This window comes from Mesorhizobium sp. L103C119B0, assembly GCF_000502235.1.
Taxonomy (GTDB): domain Bacteria; phylum Pseudomonadota; class Alphaproteobacteria; order Rhizobiales; family Rhizobiaceae; genus Mesorhizobium.
In genome coordinates this window covers 18,890-36,462 of the sequence record NZ_AYXE01000003.1, presented here as the reverse complement: position 1 = coordinate 36,462, position 17,573 = coordinate 18,890, and the positions used below count along the sequence as shown (strand labels likewise).

The window sequence follows — 17,573 nt, the reverse complement described above, 5'->3', positions numbered from 1 at the left end:
ATCGGGATTCCGTCCTCCAGCGGGTCAAGGCTGTCATGCGATTCGACCCGCTTGGTCAACCTGGCGCCTGGAGCGTGCGCCGATCACCAATGTGAACGCGAATGCCTGCGTGATGATATCTTCTATTCTGTCCGAGACTGTACCGGCGCGGCATTCAGCCGAAGAACAACTGAACTGACAATCGGAATGTAGCAGCTTCAAATTCGGGTCCGAAACCGGTATTGCTCACAACCAGCGTTCACCAGCATGGTGCACAAGCTTCCAATCAGACCCGCGCAACGCACAGCCCTTCGCCTGAAGTATTCGGCGAGGGATGCCAAATCGCAAGCGTATCCTCCTTAACATTCACGAGGTCTTCGCCGAAAATGCAGACGCTTGTCGTGGGAGAGATAGATGCCTAAATTATTAGGGTGCTCCTCAGATTGCGTGTTTGCTCCGGTATGACGGCCCTAATCGAGGAGCGATTCTACAATTTACATGTTTGGGGATCGCTCACTAGGTACTCGGCCTGTGACCCTGCAAGTCGATGCTTCAGATGCCGCCCATGCAGAGATATTTCATTTCGAGGTAGTCCTCGAGGCCATGGCGGGAACCCTCCCGCCCGATTCCGGACTGTTTTATCCCACCGAACGGCGCCGCTTCCGAAGACATCCGGCCGGTATTTACCCCGACCATTCCATATTCCAAGGCCTCGGCGACACGCCAGACACGCTTCAGGTTAGAGGCATAAAAATAGGCCGCGAGGCCGTAGATCGTTTCATTGGCATCACGCACGACCTGATCGGCATCTTTGAAGTGAATAATCGGTGCGAGCGGCCCGAATGTCTCTTCGCGCGCGACGGTCATCTCGCTGGTGACACCGGTCAGGACCGTTGGTTGGAAAAACGTGCCATTCGTGCCGATGCGTTTGCCCCCGCATCGAATCGCGCCGCCTTTAGCTACGGCATCGGCAATATGGGATTCAATCTTGGCCAAAGCCTTCTTGTCGATGAGAGGCCCGATGTCCACTCTGCGCGCGAATCCGTCACCAACTTGAAGTTGGCGAGCCCGTTCAACGAATTTCTCGACGAACTCGTCGTGAACGCCCGACTGGACGTAAAGGCGGTTCGCTGAAACGCAGGTCTGGCCGGCATTGCGGTACTTCGCCTGGATCGCACCGTCTACCGCGGCATCGATATCGGCGTCATCGAAGACGATGAAAGGTGCATTGCCGCCGAGCTCTAGGCTGACTTTTTTGATCTGGGCCGAGCACTGGCGCATGAGTAGGCGCCCGATCTCAGTAGACCCGGTGAAGCTGATCTTGCGGACCTTGGGATTTGTGCAAAGTTCGCGGCCGACCGCGTCAGCTTCGGATGCATAGATCAGATTGACGACGCCTTCGGGAAAGCCTGCCTGATGGGCGAGGGCGAACATTGCTCCAGCCACGAGCGGCGTCTGTTCAGCGGGCTTGAGGACGATAGTGCAGCCCGCCGCCAAGGCTGGGGAGATTTTGCGCGCCACCATCGAGGCCGGGAAATTCCATGGCGTTATCGTGCCGACGATCCCGATGGGCTGCTTGATCACCAGCATTCGGCGGTCGGCCGATGGTGCGGAGATCGTCTCGCCATAGACCCGATTTGCCTCCTCGGCATACCATTGCAGATACGCCGCAGCATGCGATATCTCCGATTTGGCTTCCGCAAGCGGCTTGCCCATCTCCGCAGTAAGAATTGCAGCGAGATCGTCGGCGTGGTCGATGATCAACTGATGCCATCGCCATAGAACGTCGCTGCGCTCACGTGCGGTAAACCCTGCCCATCGAGGCTGCGCGACATAGGCCTTGTCGATCGCAGCGCATGTCTCCTCGACACCCATATCGGGTAGTTCTGCCAGCACTTCGCCGGTCGACGGGTTGAGAACCTCAAATGTCCGCTCGCCCGTCCGCGTGCCAAGTGCCGGCAGGCGATCGATGGGTCCAAACAGGTCAGGGGATCGCAGGTGACGGATCATCGGCGGGCACAGGGGCAATACCGGATTCCTCCTCAACGCAGCATGTGTATATAGCAGGTGGGGTGTGTATTCCGGACGTAAAGGTTCCTTATAGGGCCTCGGCCATACAGCTAGCAGACCACGGTACCCAAGTGGGAGGGAGACGCTACAAGACGCCTAGCGGTTCTACTAGTCGGGCTCGACCGGTCGGTTGCGCGGTGGCAGATCCGGCCCGCGCGCAACCTTGCCATAGGTCTTCGCGGCCAGCGCCTTCACCGTCTCAGGCTCTGCGTCGCCTGCCACCACCAGCACGGCGTTGTTCGGTCGGCGGTATTCGTTGCACATCGTGAACCGATCGGTGCCGTTCAGCTTCTTCATCTCCTGCGTCCAGCCGTTCACCGGAATGCGGTAGGGCTGATTCGGCCGCAACGTCGCGTTGACCTCCTCGTCCACCAGACCTGAGGGTCCGTCTCTCTGCGCCAACGGCGCTCCTCCAGGATCACGTTTCGCTCGGTCTCGATATCATCGTCGTTGAGAATGAGGTTGAACATGCCATCGGCCTCGAAGCCCATCATCTCGCCCAAAGCGATTTATAGGCAATGAGGGCGGTATTGTAGCCGCTGTCTGAGACGGCTCCGTCGAACTCGCTGTCGGCGCGGTTGGGCGTCGCCCTAAAGATCAGACGCTCGAGGGAAGGGGCAAGGTCGGGTTTGCCCGGTGGCTCGTCGGCGCTGCGGACCTTGTGCCAGATCATATGAGTGACGATTTGCGCGGAGTCATGTCGATGCCGCCGTCGGTGGCGGCCAGAGCCGGAGCGGTCGTCGCCAGGGCCAGGGCGGGGGCAGTGAATGCCTTGCGCAGCCAGGGGGCGATCGATGGCTCCGGTTGGAAAGGCAAGTTTCGAGGCAGTGATTTGTTCCTCATTTTCCTGAACGGGCTGCGTCTTCGATCTCGGCGGGCAGGCCGAGCCAGATGAATCATGCGGCCAAGGCTCACTCGAGCCTCATCTTGGGATGAGCCCAGGAGACCGGCGGCGGTGTTTTTGGGGGGATGGTCATTGGAGGGATTTTCCTTGATCCGCGACGCCTTGCGGACGACCACGCATGCACCGTGCCAGATCAGAAAACATTCGAGGCATGTGGACAAGTCAGTCTGACATGTTGTGCATCCGACATTGTGGGCCATCGAACAGGGCTGAAGGCGACGCGAGCACGGCTGAGAATATCTTCTTCATTGGAAGACGATTGGGCGCGCTGCTGGGGAAGGGGGACGGGATGCGCTTCGAAGGCCGCTGCACCGACGGTCAGAATTGAAATGTTGTCGCTCCAGCGGACCGATGTCCTCGACAGTCAGACCGGGCGGTGCTGAAGGGTAGAGGCGTGAGCAGCGTAGCTAAGTGGGCGCGGACCCAGCTCGCGCGCGAAGACGGACCTGAAAAAAAACGGCGGGTGGCGACATTCGCGAGGCGCTGGAAAACGAGGTCGTAGGACTGGGCGGGAAAAACGACGCCGTTGCTGTCTTCTGGCGTGATGGCCTGCCGCGAGGCGGTTGAACAGTGATGAGTTGCTGCGGAAAGGGGAGTGTTTTCGCGGGACCTTGGTCAACGTAAGAAACAAACGTCGAGCTCGCCTTGGATGGGGGCATGCAGCACATTTGCCGCTGCAGGACAGCAGCACGGAAGCTGTCCGCGCTTGCCGTCGTCCATGGGACCAAACAGCAGAATTTAGCGGTCGCGATTGATTTCATGTGCATAAAATACCGCCTGGTGCGCTCGGCTGCAAATGCACCCTGGCGAGTGGTCGCTTAGGTCAAGAGCATCGCGTGAGTAACAGCCTTACCTTGCTCAATCTGATGCGCGCTAACCGCCTCGCCGGATTGTGGAACTGCTCGCGGGTGGCTTCTACCACAAACAGCAAGGTCATGAAATCAAGCAGGAAGTCGTCAATCGCTTGGGCGATTGTTTCTGACTTGCCCTTGAACTGGTCCAGCAAAACGCGCGCGCTATCGATCGCTTCCACGCTGGTCGCATCGATCAACCCCTCGACCCTCTTGAAACAATCCAACTCGAAACTCCTTAAGGCGCTCCCAAGGTGTTATGCACGAAGGCAGCTCCGTGAACTACCCGGCCTTTTGACCTGGCGGCACGAGCAGCGGTCGGCCTTACGTCCCGCGCCTCCAAACACGAGCCATCCACGTGGCGCTGAGGAGCGTTGGAAGAAATTGGGCGCTTCCGGCCACGCTCGAGCGGTAGTATAGGACAGTGCTTGCTGGCGGCTACGCCCACAATGGAGTGCGCCAGCTGATCGGGGCTTAACAATTTTTCGCTTTTTGCTGCGCCCAACTCTCGGCTATGACTCGGACAGGCCTAATGGCCGCCCACGTGCATTGTAGAAGAAGGAACAAGTATATGACGACTGGAACGGTAAAGTGGTTCAACAGCACCAAGGGGTTTGGATTTATCCAGCCCGACAATGGCGGTCCGGATGTTTTCGTCCACATTTCCGCTGTCGAACGCGCGGGCCTCTCGACCCTCGCTGACGGCCAGAAGATCAACTATGAGATCGAGCAGGACCGCCGCACTGGCAAGTCCTCAGCTGGCAGCCTGAGCAAAGCTGGTTGAAATTTTCTCCTGCGAAGTCGCAAGAGTGGGCGTGTAGGCCCGGAAGTGCTCACTGCCGCTCGATTGGGACGAGCAAAAAGTGAGGGCAGCAGATTGCTGCATGGGTCGCGAATTCCTCATGAAACAAGTTGTTGGAAAGGAAGGCGGGGTTGGCCCCGCCTTTTTTATGCGACGCCCAGATTAAGCCGACGGCTGCAACGCTGCAGAAGGAATTTCAATTGCCGCAATCAAGCCGCGACCTTCTTGCGAGTTCGCTTCGTCGGCACCGGCGCTTCCGGCTCTCTCGGCGCTTTCGGTTTGCGGCCGAGCCCCATCGTTTTCGCCAGTGACGAACGCTTCGCGGCGTAGTTCGGCGCCACCATGGGATAATCCACCGGCAGGCCCCATTTGGCCCGATATTCACCCGGCGTCAGCCCATAGTGGGTCGACAGATGGCGCTTTAAAGATTTGAATTTCTTCCCGTCTTCAAGGGAGATGATGTAGTCCGGTGTCACAGACTTCCTGATCGGGACTGCAGGCGTAAGGGCAACCGGCTCTTGTGCAGAGATACCTCCGGCCGTCGCTCTCAGAGCCGCATGCACTTGGCCGATGAGGGCAGGGAGATCCCCCACCGGGATCGGATTGTTGGACACGTAGGCCGACACGACATCGGCGGCAAGCTCAATCAGGGTGTCGACGTTTTTTCCGGCTTCTTCTGTCATGAAACTCTCCAGGCGGTGAAACATAGTCAGCGAAGCGTCGCTTCATAGGGCCGGTTGCCGCTGAAAGCAACAATGTCTCTGACTGCGTTATTGCCAATGCTCGTCCAGAAGCGACATCGATGCGCCATATTTCGCGGCGTGACCGCTGAGCCACTCGTTGTTGGCGACCCTGCCGAGGTGCGTGGCGCGTGCCGCTCTAACTTAGCGCCGAAGTCGCTAGTAACCTCGAGGCTGCGCTGTTTTTGTCTCGCTTTGCTTCTTTGGACTGTGGAATCGAGCGATAGTGGTCGCTTGATGGTGGGCGTCAGGGACGATGGAACAAACGTTCATTGGCAATGGCCAAAGTGATGTAAGTTCATCGCCGGTGAGCCGCTCTTGCAAAGGGGCTGGGAACCGCCGCTGATAAACCTAGGACATCAATGTATTTCGAGGCGTTTCTTAGCCGGTCCTGGAGAGGCGGCAATGGCTGCGGATGACACCTGTTCCACGATATCAAACAGCGCGGCGACCGGCAGCTTCTCGAATCTGGAGCGGCTTCTCGCAAGTTGGCGCCGCGCCGAGAGGCCGGGCAAGGACAGTGAGCCGCCTGCATCAATGATATGCATCAACCAGCCAGCGACGCGTCCTCATACAGAATGCCGCGACCGGCCGTGTGATCTCGCCGGTAGTCGCCGAGGCCCTCTGCATGAAGCCTCGTGATGTGCTGACGATCAACCAGGCCAGAAAGGTCGACGTCCTGAAGCAGGGATGACATGAGTTCGCCACTATGCGCAGGCTTGCCATGCCCTTCCGCGGCATTTTGCGGGGCCTGTGAGTTGGGCAAGCTCGGCACTTCGATCGACTTGGCGTCACCCGGCTCATCGCCAACACGCGTTTCGGTCTGGTCCTACGCCGTGACGTTGACTCCGTTCGCGATGCCATTGAACTGCCGTGGAGAGCGGCCGAGGCGGAAGGGCTGATCAACCGCCTGAAGACGATCAAACGTACCATTAGGCAGCGCCGGCTGCGAACTCCTTAGGCACGCATGCTGCCACTCAGCCGGCCTGATCACCACACGAAGCGAGGAAGAACCTGGTCAAGTGCAAAGCGACAATTGCCTCGACAGCAGGTCCCGGAAGGTTTATGCTGCCCGATGTCACCGCAATCCTGAATGGCGATTGAGTACCTTCACGACTGAAGGGAGTGGAACTGCTTTGTCGGCCAAATTGTTGACGGAACGCCCGGCGCCCATTGTTGCTACATGTCTAGATTCTTGGGGCGTTTTGGATGATGCAATCCACCATCTCACTCCAAAGGGCAGTGGAATCTGGAACAACGTCGCTTTTGTACGCACTACATCCTTCGTGCCCGATTGGCATATTGTCTTTAACTCTGCTTCTCTTTTTGGGCTCCCTGTTGATATCGAGGCGAGCCCAAACAGGACAATCTTTGCAATCGGCGAACCGCCGACGAAAGCTCATCGTGCATTTCATGAAGGGCAGGGGAAGAATACTATCGTCCTGACGTCTGACGAAGAGCTGGCTGCTCGGCAGAATGCAGCGCGCCGATTCGTTTTGTCTCCACCTATCACTCGGTCTTGGTCTGTAAACAAGACATATGACCAACTTCTGGTCAGCGAAGTCGTGGATAAGCCGCTTCGGCTCTCATGGATTACCAGTAACATCGCCCTGCTAAAAGGACATCGATATCGGCTGGCGTTTCTGGAACGGCTGAGAAAGGAGCTCGATTTTGACCTGTTCGGCCGAGGTTTTCGGCTGATTGGAGATAAATGGAACGCACTCGCACCTTACCGTTACAGTATAGCGTTCGAGAATACTCGTGCTGACTACTATTTTACAGAGAAGCTTATGGACTGCTTCGTTGCTGAAACAATGCCGATCTATTACGGCAGCCCAGCAATCACGAGGTTCTTCCCTTCGGACTCTATGGTTCTGATTGACCCAGAGGACAAGAACGTAACCCAAAAAATTCAAGAAATCATCAACTCAGACCTCTGGAAGGAACGTCGCGGCGCAATAAGAGAGGCGAAGCGGCTAGTTCTCGAGAAATACAATACGTTTGCTTATCTCGCGGGCTTCATCGAAAGCGTTCAGGATAAACCCTTACCGCCAGAAATTATACACATCGAATCGCCTGAAGTTGATTTTGCAACAGACGAATGAATTAATCCAACGCTCGCTTCGCGTGCCCGGCGGTTGGTGGTCTGGCGAGATCGGTGCGGAGCGCTCGGCGGAGAATGCCTGCTGCAGACGGGCCGGCACGGGCGCACAAGGTCATGCGCCCCCGGCTGCCGCTGATCAGACGAACTGGGGAAGGCCAGGAACGGAATTGAGGACCTCGTCCACGAGTTCGTCGCCGGCATGTTCCTTGGCGCAGGCGATCGTCTCGTTGGCGAGGGCGGCGATCTTTGCCATGCTGAGACCCTCACCCATCAATTGCTGCCCGAGCCCCATAAGGCCGCCACCCTCTGGGTCGTCGCCATGATACTTCGCTACTAATTCCGAAGCTCCCGGAATGGCCTCGATCATGCGCGCGCCGGGACCGTCGGCCGCGTGGCTCCGCAGGAAACCCAGCATTAACCCAACGGCCTTCTCTGCGACAGCCGGGCCGATGCCGGCAGCAGTGGCGATGCGCGGTAAGATTTCTTCCATGCAGGGTCTCTCTCTCTTTGATTACGTTTACAAGGGGCCGGTCCGGCGCCCCGCGCCTTTGGCCGAACCACAATTGAACTCCACAAAATAGGCCAGCGGAGGTGCTATTGCGCCTAAAACCGCCTCTGTCAACGCAAGCTGCGTCGGACGTGCGTGTTTCCCAAACCGAAGATCATTCCAATTCACTTCATTACGCACTGGCAACCGCACAGTTTGCGGTGGCTCGCTTATGAGCCAATGCCCCGCGCCCGTCAAATGATGACGACAACGTGGTCGGCGCCTAGGATCTGTGGATCAAGGTGTGAGGCAGTTGCAGCGGGTGGACCTGCTCAAGCGCCGCGCCATCCTCGCGTGATGGGATGTTCGTAGAAGCGGAGCTATATGCCGGTGTGACGATCGATGAAGGCAGAACGGCTATTCCGCTACGACCTCCATACTGTCGCATAGACCGTCGCTGCTTAGGTATTGAAACCGCCATCGCTGGTGACATCACAATGTGCAGTCGGCGGGTGTCGACAAGGCCGATTCACGCAATCAGCAGGTCAGGAGGAACGAATGAACCCTGACGTTTCAGAAGCTCACTTTTCGCGAGGCGTGCAGCGCACATCGTGCAAGAGATTGCCAGTCTTGCGGATGCTGTCGACTTTCTCAACCTTGGCTGGAAGATCGCAGTGACCGAATCTACGAAGCCGCCCTCAGGGCGTGCTTTGATGCATAAAACCGGTTGCCAACCAGGGATACTCCTCCTCCCTGAAGTCCAATCGAGAAGAGCGATCACTTCCAAGAGGGTCCCAGCTCAGCTGCGAAAACAGGTGTGAGACCCCGTCCTCTCCCTCAAGCTGATCTAGCTCAGGGCGTTCATGAGCCGCAGATCGCATAATGGCTGCGTGGACGACGCAGGAAGACCAATTATGAAAATCCTATTCAGTACGATGGCTGTCACCTTGCTGGCACCCACCGCCTTTGCTGCGGATTCGATCCCCACCGACCTCAGAGATACGGCATTGGCCACCTTCACGGCTTTGCCATCCACCACGCCGACAGTCGCCAACAACCCGATCACCCCGGAAAAGATCGCTCTCGGCAAGGCACTGTTCTTCGATCCACGCGTCTCGGCGTCAGGCGTCTTGTCGTGCAATTCATGCCACAACCTGGCCACCGGCGGCGACGACAATCACGAAACCTCGATTGGCCATGGTTGGCAGAAGGGACAGCGCAACGCGCCGACTGTACTGAACGCTGTCTTCAACATCGCCCAGTTCTGGGATGGTCGTGCCGAAGACCTGAAGGCTCAGGCGAAGGGACCGGTCCAAGCCGGGATCGAAATGGCCAATACACCGGGCCAACTCATCGCCACTCTCAAGTCCATGCCGCAATATGTCGAGTGGTTCGATGCAGCCTTTCCGGCTGAAGCCGATCGGGTCACCTTCGACAACTTCGCCAAGGCGATCGAAGCCTTCGAGGCGACACTGGTCACACCTGCCCCGTTCGACAGCTTCCTGAATGGTGATGAGGTTGCCATGACTTCCGAACAGAAACAGGGCCTGGTGCTTTTCATGGACAAAGGCTGCTCGTCCTGCCATGCCGGCATCAACGTTGGTGGGCAAGCCTATTACCCGTTCGGCCTCGTGGAACGGCCCAGCGCCGAAGTCCTGCCGGACAAAGACAAGGGCCGATTTGAGGTCACCAATGCAGCCGACGATTCCTATGTCTTCCGCGTGGCGCCGCTGCGCAACGTTGCACTCACCGCGCCATACTTTCATTCGGGCAAGGTTTGGGATCTGAAACAGGCCGTCGCCATTATGGGGACCACCCAGCTCGGCGTAGTACTGGCGGACGAAGAAGTTGACCTGCTTGTTGCCTTCCTCAACTCGCTGACCGGAGAGGCACCTCACGTCGCCTATCCCATCTTACCCTCAGAAACGGCGACAACGCCCCGGCCTGTAACGCAGATCTCAGGAAAATAAGGGCCAATCGGCTGCGGACTCGCAATCGAAAATGATTGGCGATTTTTACTTGGCGACACGAATTGCGACGTCCATCTCCGAATTGGCGGGACGCTAGCGATACCCGAACCCTGCCACCTCGCCCGTAGTCTGCGCGATCAACTGGGGGCGGACAGACGCAGCACCATATATTGTCGCTGCCTGAGCGAACGCGCCAAGCAGTCTACTTTGAGAAACGACGCGTGTCCGATTTGTTCGAGGCGCGGGGCCTGTATGTCCCCAAGGAACCAATATTATAGCGTAGTGCCACATTTATATTTCTGCGGGATTAAGACACGTGCCGGAGGGAAATTGCACATTTGCGCCGAGTGGCTCATTTCCAAGAGTGTGCCGGTTTGGCATGTTCACGGCCGACAGGAGCCAGCCGGTAGCTCACCACACGGTGAGGAAGGAGAAGCCTCAGGCCACTTTCTCCCGGAGCGCGCGCGCTGCAGCGACCATGTTAATGAGGGCAGGGCGGACCTCCTCCCACTTGCGTGTTTTGAGGCCACAGTCCGGGTTTACCCACAGTTGGCCGTCGGACAGTCGCTCGCGGGCAAGCATGATTAGGTCCGAAATCTCGCAGACCTCCGGCACACGTGGTGAGTGAATGTCATAGACGCCGGGACCGATCTCGTTCGGATATTTGGAGCTCGTGAAGGCGTCCAGCAGTTCCATCTTGGAGCGCGACGTCTCAATCGAAATGACATCCGCATCCATTCCAGCGATCGCGTCGATGATCTCGTTGAACTCCGAATAGCACATGTGGGTATGGATTCGAGTCGCGTCCTTTACACCCGTTGAAGCGATCCGGAAGCATTCGACAGCCCAGTCGAGATAGGCTTTCCAGTCAGATTGGCGCAGTGGCAATCCTTCGCGAAACGCGGCCTCATCGATCTGGATCATCCTTGCGCCGGACCTTTCGAGATCCGTCACTTCGTCGCGGATGGCGAGCGCGATCTGGCGGCAGGCTTCGGAGCGGGGTACGTCGTCTCGAACAAAGGACCAGTTGAGAATGGTCACTGGGCCTGTGAGCATTCCCTTCACGGGCTTTTCCGTAAGCGACTGGGCGAATTGCCACCAGCGCACCGTCATCGGATTGCGCCTCGATACGTCCCCGAAGATGATGGGGGGACGCACGTAGCGCGACCCATAGCTTTGCACCCAGGCATGCTGAGTGAAGGCGAAGCCGGACAGCTGCTCGCCGAAATGCTGTACCATATCGTTTCGTTCGAACTCACCGTGCACCAGCACGTCCAGCCCGATCTCTTCCTGCCAACGAATTGCTGACTCGATCTCCTTCTTCAGGAAAATCTCGTAGTCGACATAACTGAGCTGGCCCTTCGCATGAGCGGACCGCGCGCGGCGTACCTGCGGCGTCTGCGGGAAGGACCCGATTGTCGTCGTCGGGAACGGCGGCAGCCCGAGCGTGCCGGCCTGGACTCTGGAGCGCTCGCCAAAAGCGCTCTCTCGTCGTTTCATGCTATGGTCAATGCTGGCGATCCGCCCCTCAACAAGCGGGTCATGGATCTTCGTGGACGTCAAGCGAGTGGCGGCAGCCTCGGCAGAAGCTTTCAACGCGGCTGCCACCGCATCCCTGCCTTTGGAAAGGGCCCGGGCCAGCAAGACCAGCTCGTCGGTCTTCTGGGCCGCGAAGGCGAGCCACGACCTGATGTCGGCCTCGAGTTCCGTCTCCATGCGCAGGTCAATCGGCACATGCAGCATCGAGCAAGAAGGCGCAATTTCGACGCGGTCCAAGGGCCAGCCGGCGACGATCGGTTTGATGCGGTCGAGAATGGCGGGCAGGTTCGCACGCCAGACGTTGCGGCCATCGATCAAGCCGAGCGAGAGCACCAGATCCTTCGGAGCGAGCCGACCCACCGTTTCCAGCTGCTCGGGAGCGCGCACGAGATCAATATGCAGGCCGGCCAGGGGCAGAGAAACCGCGGTTTCGAGATTGTCTCCCAGCGACCCGAAATACGTAGCCAGCATGATCTTCAGCTCGGGCGCGGCTTTCGACAGCTGGCCATAGGCGAATTCGAACGCAGCTCGTTCGTTCGGGTTCAGATCGAGGACAAGCGCTGGCTCATCGATCTGCACCCAGTCGGCTCCCGACAGCTTCAGCCTCTGCAGGACTTGCTCGTAAACGGGCAGCAGCCGCGGTAGGAGCGCGATGGGACCGAACCCTTCGGCACGCGATTTCGCCAGCTTGAGGAAGGTGATAGGTCCAAGGATGACTGGGCGTGTGTGTATGCCGAGAGCTTTAGCCTCGAGGAAGTAATCGACCGGCTTCGATGACGAGAGGGCGAACGTCTGATCATCATCGAGTTCCGGCACAATGTAGTGGTAGTTGGTGTCAAACCACTTGGTCATTTCCATCGCGGTTACACCAGGTCCATGAGCCTCCTCCTGGTGACCAGCGTGTCCACAATCCTCCGTCTGACCCTGGTTGCCGCGCGCCATTGCGAAGTAGATGTCAAGTGGGACCTCGCCGCTATTCCAGCCGTACCGGGATGGAATGGCCCCGACCATGGCTGCGGTGTCGAGCACATGGTCGTAAAGCGAGAAGTCGTTCGACGGGATTTTCGACACGCCGCGATCGCGCTGCTCTTCCCAGCTAGCGGCTCGGAGCGCCTTCGACGTCGCAAGAAGGTCGCCAGCGGACGATGTTCCGGACCAGTAGCTTTCGAGGGCGAATTTCAGTTCTCGCCGACGACCGAAGCGCGGCACGCCGAGCGTTGCTACAGGAATTTGCTGAGAGACAGTCATGTCATACCCCGATGATTGGGGCGTCGGTGACAAGGAAGGCGCTAGCAGGCCGGCATCAACGCCGGGTTGCAGCGGCCACCGAGACACCCCGCCCGTGGACGTAATTCGCGTGGCAGGTCTCCTGGCTCGCGGGGTCATAGCCTCTACCCGTCTTCCTGAGGGTATTCGCCTCAGTGACGTGATTGGGGTTGGCTCGCCGCTAACAGTTGCGGGGGCAGCGCCGGCATCGCACCGGCTTCCCTCTTAGCTCCGCTGCGGCAGCGCCGCACGCGAGAACCACGACACGCAGACGATCACAGCAGTTCGCTCTTTTGTCAATGACGCATAACGAAATGTTTATGTCGTTATGTGATCGCGCTTTTACGCCTTTGTCTAGCATTGTGAAATATTCAGTCTGCTGCCCGCATTCGGCATCGTGGGACGTGATCGCAAGTCAAGTCCGACGGACGCCGCGAGTTCTCCGTTACCTCAGGAACCTTACTGGCCTTCCCCAAGCTGAGCTTCTGGAAAATGCTGGTGACGATCTGGATGACGGTGAATGCCGTCATGGCAAGCACGCCTTGCACCGCTCCTCCAGCGAGCTTCACGGCAGCAGCATGGGTCAGTTCTCCGAAGCGAATGGCTGTCGCTATCAGCGAGCTTTGACACAGTTCCGCCACTGCGGTCATCGCGTCAGTAGGGCGGCTGGTTAGTTGCCGGCGCATCTACAGCAACCCAGCCCCTTCCGCCTCGCGGCGCAAATTCTGCCTTGGCCTTGGGCCGATCTGCTGGATCACCAGGCCGGCCGCCAGCGAGCCAAGGTCGCCGCAGGTCTTGAGGTTGCGGCCCTGCGTGTAGCCATGCAGGAAACCGGCGGCGTAGAGGTCGCCGGCGCCGGTGGTGTCGACCAACTCCTTGATGGCGGTCGCCTCGATGACCACGGTCTCGTCGCCGCGCACGATCACCGAGCCTTTTTCGGAACGGGTGACGGCGGCAATCTTGCAGTCCTTGCGGATCTGAGCCAGCGCCTCGTCGAAGGATTTTGTCTGGTAGAGCGACTTGATCTCGTGGCTGTTGGCAAAGACGATGTCGACAGTGCCCGAGCGCATCAGCTCGAGGAACTCGTCCCGGTAGCGGTCGACGCAGAACGAATCCGACAACGTCATCGACACTTCGCGTCCGGCCTCGTGTGCGAGCTTCGCCGTCTGCCGGATCGCCTCCTTGGCGCGCGGCGGATCCCACAGATAGCCCTCGAAATAGGTAACCTTGGCGCCGGATGCCTTGTCGGCCTCGACATCCTCAGGGCCAAGCTCGACGCAGGCGCCGAGATAGGTGTTCATCGAGCGCTCGCCGTCGGGCGTGACGAAGATCATAGAGCGCGCCGTCGGCGGCTCGCCCTTGAGCGGCCTGGTGTCGAAGGCGACACCCTGTGCATGGATATCGTGCGCATAGATTTCGCCCAGCGCATCGTTGGAGACCTTGCCGAAGAAGGCGGCGCGTCCGCCGAAGCTGGCTACGCCGGCCGCCGTGTTGCCGGCACTGCCGCCGGAGGCCTCGATCGCCGGGCCCATGCGGCTGTAGAGCAGTTCGGCGCGGCGCGTGTCGATCAGGTTCATCGCGCCCTTGATGATGCCGTTGATCTCGAGGAATGCCTCGTCGCACTGGGCGATGATGTCGACAATGGCATTGCCGATGCAAAGCACGTCATAATCCGGCATCAATGTCTCCGCCAAAAAACCCGAGCCGGCTTCTCGCCACGCCTGCCAGGCGCGGGTCTGCCCGGTGGAAATGGGCTTTCCGCTTGCCAATCCGTTCGCCGGCGGCTCTCACGGGGCGGCGAGTCCTGCCTCGCGACGCAATTCGTCCGCCCTGTCTGTCTTCTCCCAGGTGAAATCAGGCTCTTCACGGCCGAAATGGCCATAGGTCGCTGTATTGCGGTATATAGGGCGTAAGAGATCAAGCATCTTGATAATGCCTTTCGGTCTGAGATCGAACAACTCAAGAATGAGGCGCTCGATCCTGCTTTCCTCAACCCTGGCTGTCCCGAACGTGTTGACCATGACGGAAACCGGACTGGCCACGCCGATTGCGTAAGCAAGCTGCACCTCGCACACGTCCGCAAGTCCGCTAGCGACGATGTTCTTTGCGACATAGCGGGCTGCATAGGCAGCCGAGCGGTCAACCTTGGACGGGTCCTTGCCCGAGAAGGCGCCGCCGCCATGACGACCCATCCCGCCATAGGAATCGACGATGATCTTGCGTCCAGTGAGACCGCAGTCGCCGCGCGGCCCGCCGACTACGAACCGCCCCGTCGGGTTGACCAGAATTCTGATGCCTTCCGTCTCCAGGTGGGTCGGCAGGACAGGCTTTATGATTTCCTCAATGACGCCCTCGCGGACAGTCTCTTGCGAGACCTGCTCGTCATGTTGCGTCGACACGACGATGGTATCCAGCGCGACCGGGCGCAACCCCTCATACCGCACTGAGACTTGGGATTTCATGTCAGGACGCAACCAGCCAAGCTGTTGTGTCTTCCGGACATACGCCTGCCGTTTCGTCAAGCGATGAGCGAGCTGGATCGGCAAAGGCATCAGTGTATCGGTTTCGCGGCATGCGTAGCCGAACATGAGGCCCTGATCTCCCGCTCCCTGCTGGAGGTCTTGCCCTCTTCCCTCGTCAACGCCTTGGCTGATGTCGGGCGACTGCTCGGTGAGGGCATGAACGACGGAGCAACGCCGGCCGTCAAAGCCGACGGCCTCGTCGTCGTAGCCAATGTCGAGAATCGTATCGCGCGCAACTTGGCTGTAATCCACCTGGGCATCGCTGGTAATCTCGCCAGCCAGAACGACTATCCCTGATTTTACCAACGCTTCACAGGCGACGCGCGCCTTGGGATCTGTGCGGAGGATGGCATCGAGGATGGCATCCGAGATGTTGTCGGCCAACTTATCCGGGTGCCCCGCGCCAACCGATTCGGAAGAGAACACGAACTGCCTAGCCATGAATACCTCGCTTCGCGTGTTGGATGTGGTATGGGCATTTTGCTTGGCCCACCTTACTTGTCGCAGATGCCCGGGACCTCGAACGCAGCGCACAAGTCGGCAACGTCTCTTCGCACGCAGGCATGGAGATCTTCGTCGTCTGGCCGCTGGAGGACGGAGTCAATGAAGCCAGCAATCTGCACCATTTCCACATCGCGCATGCCCATTGACGTCACTGCTGGCGCGCCCAGGCGAATTCCGCTTGTGACCGCCGGATGCCGCGGGTCGCCAGGCACCATATTAAAGTTTGTGATGATTCCTGCCTTTGCTAGTCGCTCGGCATAGGCCTTGCCCGATAGTGGCCGATCGCGAAGATCAAGGATCAGCATGTGATTGTCCGTCCCCCCGGTCACCAGGTCATAACCTCGCTCAAGCAGTGCATGTGCCAGAGCCTTGGCATTCTTGACCGTCTGTTGGCCGTAGCTTCGGAAGGACGGGTTCGCGGCTTCGTGCAAGGCAACCGCTAGCGCAGCGATGGCATTCATGTGAGGTCCGCCTTGCAGGTGAGGGAAGACCGCCCGGTCTATTCGTCTGGCGAGATTGTATTTGCTCTTTGTATGATAGAGGGCCTGATAGCGATCTTCGTTCCTTGACAAAATGAAGCCACCGCGGGGACCGCGGATCGACTTATGGGACGTGCTGCTGACCACGTCGCAATGGCCCACGGGATTCGGGTGCGCTCCCGCGGCAATCAGGCCGCTGATGTGCGCAATGTCGGCTACGAGATAGGAGTTCGCTTCCAGGGCAATTTCTGCCATTGCCGCGTAGTCAAAGACACGCGGGTAAGCAGTTCCGCCGACCCAGATGAGCCGCGGCCGTTCCCGCTTGGCTGTCTCGCGCAAGCGGTCATAGTCAATCTGCTGTGTCGTTTCATCCAACCCATAGGGGACGCGTTTATAGTCAGTACCGGAAAAGTTGATGGCCCAACCATGAGTCAGATGGCCCCCTTCCGGAAGGGGCAAGCCCATGACTTTGTCACCGGGACTCAAAAGCGCACGATAGACAGCCTGGTTGGCCGGCGAGCCGGAATAAGGCTGGACGTTGGCATGCTCGCTGCCAAATAGTGTTTTCAAGCGCTCAATGGCTAGCTTCTCAAGCTCATCAACGATCTCGTTTCCAGCGTAGTAGCGCGCGCCGGGGTACCCCTCGGCGTACTTGTTCGTGAAAATCGAGCCGTTCGCTTCCAGCACGGCCGAGGACGCAAAGTTCTCTGAGGCGATGAGCTTCAGGGTCGTCCGCTCCTGCCGCTCCTGTCTCAGAAGCAGCTCGTGGACGCGGCAATCAACCGCGGCCAAGGAAGACCGCCCATGGGTGTCCGGCTGTGCGATCGCGCCGTCTGCGGAGTTGTCCATGGTAGCTTCGCGCTCCAATTGGATTGACCTATTTCACGATCAAGCACGCGGTCCCTTTCGGCCGCGTGTCTCGTACCGCTTCGAGCCGCTGCAGGTCCTGTTTATGATAGCCGTCGCGATGGGGCAGGAGATCGACCAATAATTGAACCAGCCCGCCGTCGTTGGATCCTGCGTTGAGATGGTACGAGCGCCACGGAGGCTGTTCGTTGCAGCAAAGAAAGTCGGCTCTGGCGAGCAGCCGGACGTGTCGCGCAACCCGCTCTCGACACACGCTCAGAATCTCCGCTAGCTCGCAGACAGTTAGGTCCGCATGCGCACAAAGGCCCAGGATTCGAAGGCGGTCAGGATGCGCTGCCATGCGTAGGCGACTAACCAGTGTCATCATGGCTCAGGACCAAGTCCTACCGAATTTCTCATTCGCGTCCTCCACAGAAGTCGCAGCTTTTGAAGGTTGTCCAACGACCGGACAAATCTCGGTGGCTGTGGCGACTGCCGATATCGCCCTGT

The 17,573-nt window shown here is 58.8% G+C and carries 15 protein-coding genes and 1 riboswitch; of the genes, 3 read left to right on the top strand and 12 right to left on the bottom strand.

Going from position 1 to position 17,573, the window contains the following annotated elements:
* Positions 1–531: 531 nt before the first annotated feature.
* The 4 genes from X728_RS161200 to X728_RS161205 all read right to left on the bottom strand — a co-directional run bounded on the left by X728_RS161200 (position 532) and on the right by X728_RS161205 (position 4,004).
* On the bottom strand, positions 532–1,989 hold the full coding sequence (locus X728_RS161200; protein ID WP_196815047.1) for an NAD-dependent succinate-semialdehyde dehydrogenase: 1,458 nt from the start codon (positions 1,987–1,989) through the stop codon (positions 532–534).
* 168 nt (positions 1,990–2,157) lie between these two features.
* Positions 2,158–2,451: an insulinase family protein gene (locus X728_RS1000000172205; protein ID WP_348625624.1), complete on the bottom strand. Its 294-nt coding sequence runs from the start codon at positions 2,449–2,451 to the stop codon at positions 2,158–2,160.
* Positions 2,452–2,539: 88 nt separating this feature from the next.
* Positions 2,540–2,722 (bottom strand): hypothetical protein, encoded by a 183-nt coding sequence (locus X728_RS1000000172200; protein WP_023808209.1) that lies wholly within the window; start codon positions 2,720–2,722, stop codon positions 2,540–2,542.
* 1,054 nt (positions 2,723–3,776) lie between these two features.
* Positions 3,777–4,004, bottom strand: a complete 228-nt coding sequence (locus X728_RS161205; RefSeq protein WP_245260682.1) for a hypothetical protein — start codon at positions 4,002–4,004, stop codon at positions 3,777–3,779.
* A gap of 371 nt (positions 4,005–4,375) precedes the next feature.
* Between X728_RS161205 and X728_RS161210 the strand changes: the two genes are divergently transcribed.
* Positions 4,376–4,588: a cold-shock protein gene (locus tag X728_RS161210; protein WP_023671852.1), complete on the top strand. Its 213-nt coding sequence runs from the start codon at positions 4,376–4,378 to the stop codon at positions 4,586–4,588.
* 227 nt (positions 4,589–4,815) lie between these two features.
* Here the strand turns inward: X728_RS161210 and X728_RS161215 are convergent, their stop codons facing one another.
* Together X728_RS161215 and X728_RS161220 are read right to left on the bottom strand one after the other, a co-directional pair.
* On the bottom strand, positions 4,816–5,289 hold the full coding sequence (locus X728_RS161215) for a MucR family transcriptional regulator (protein ID WP_023693512.1): 474 nt from the start codon (positions 5,287–5,289) through the stop codon (positions 4,816–4,818).
* 416 nt (positions 5,290–5,705) lie between these two features.
* Positions 5,706–5,894, bottom strand: a complete 189-nt coding sequence (locus tag X728_RS161220) for a hypothetical protein (RefSeq protein WP_023830730.1) — start codon at positions 5,892–5,894, stop codon at positions 5,706–5,708.
* Positions 5,895–6,446: 552 nt separating this feature from the next.
* Between X728_RS161220 and X728_RS161225 the strand changes: the two genes are divergently transcribed.
* Positions 6,447–7,451 (top strand): glycosyltransferase family 10, encoded by a 1,005-nt coding sequence (locus tag X728_RS161225; RefSeq protein WP_196815046.1) that lies wholly within the window; start codon positions 6,447–6,449, stop codon positions 7,449–7,451.
* Positions 7,452–7,586: 135 nt separating this feature from the next.
* Here the strand turns inward: X728_RS161225 and X728_RS161230 are convergent, their stop codons facing one another.
* Positions 7,587–7,940, bottom strand: a complete 354-nt coding sequence (locus X728_RS161230; RefSeq protein ID WP_023830729.1) for a hypothetical protein — start codon at positions 7,938–7,940, stop codon at positions 7,587–7,589.
* 911 nt (positions 7,941–8,851) lie between these two features.
* Here X728_RS161230 and X728_RS161235 point away from each other — a divergent pair.
* The gene (locus tag X728_RS161235) at positions 8,852–9,907 is read left to right on the top strand and encodes a cytochrome-c peroxidase (protein WP_023830728.1); all 1,056 of its coding nucleotides are present in this window, start codon (positions 8,852–8,854) and stop codon (positions 9,905–9,907) included.
* A gap of 438 nt (positions 9,908–10,345) precedes the next feature.
* Here the strand turns inward: X728_RS161235 and metE are convergent, their stop codons facing one another.
* The 5 genes from metE to X728_RS1000000168330 all read right to left on the bottom strand — a co-directional run bounded on the left by metE (position 10,346) and on the right by X728_RS1000000168330 (position 17,424).
* Entirely contained in the window at positions 10,346–12,694 is a 2,349-nt protein-coding gene (metE, locus tag X728_RS161240; RefSeq protein WP_031194851.1) for a 5-methyltetrahydropteroyltriglutamate--homocysteine S-methyltransferase, read from the bottom strand.
* Between the two features lie 93 nt (positions 12,695–12,787).
* Positions 12,788–12,990: riboswitch (cobalamin riboswitch) on the bottom strand.
* Between the two features lie 408 nt (positions 12,991–13,398).
* A complete protein-coding gene (locus X728_RS161250; RefSeq protein ID WP_023697198.1) occupies positions 13,399–14,391 on the bottom strand; it encodes an adenosine kinase in 993 nt (330 codons plus the stop codon).
* Positions 14,392–14,499: 108 nt separating this feature from the next.
* The gene (gene metK, locus X728_RS161255) at positions 14,500–15,675 is read right to left on the bottom strand and encodes a methionine adenosyltransferase (protein ID WP_023697197.1); all 1,176 of its coding nucleotides are present in this window, start codon (positions 15,673–15,675) and stop codon (positions 14,500–14,502) included.
* A 53-nt stretch (positions 15,676–15,728) separates the two neighbouring features.
* The gene (gene glyA, locus X728_RS161260) at positions 15,729–17,066 is read right to left on the bottom strand and encodes a serine hydroxymethyltransferase (RefSeq protein ID WP_023697196.1); all 1,338 of its coding nucleotides are present in this window, start codon (positions 17,064–17,066) and stop codon (positions 15,729–15,731) included.
* Between the two features lie 28 nt (positions 17,067–17,094).
* The gene (locus X728_RS1000000168330) at positions 17,095–17,424 is read right to left on the bottom strand and encodes a winged helix-turn-helix domain-containing protein (RefSeq protein ID WP_245261427.1); all 330 of its coding nucleotides are present in this window, start codon (positions 17,422–17,424) and stop codon (positions 17,095–17,097) included.
* Positions 17,425–17,573 lie beyond the last annotated feature (149 nt).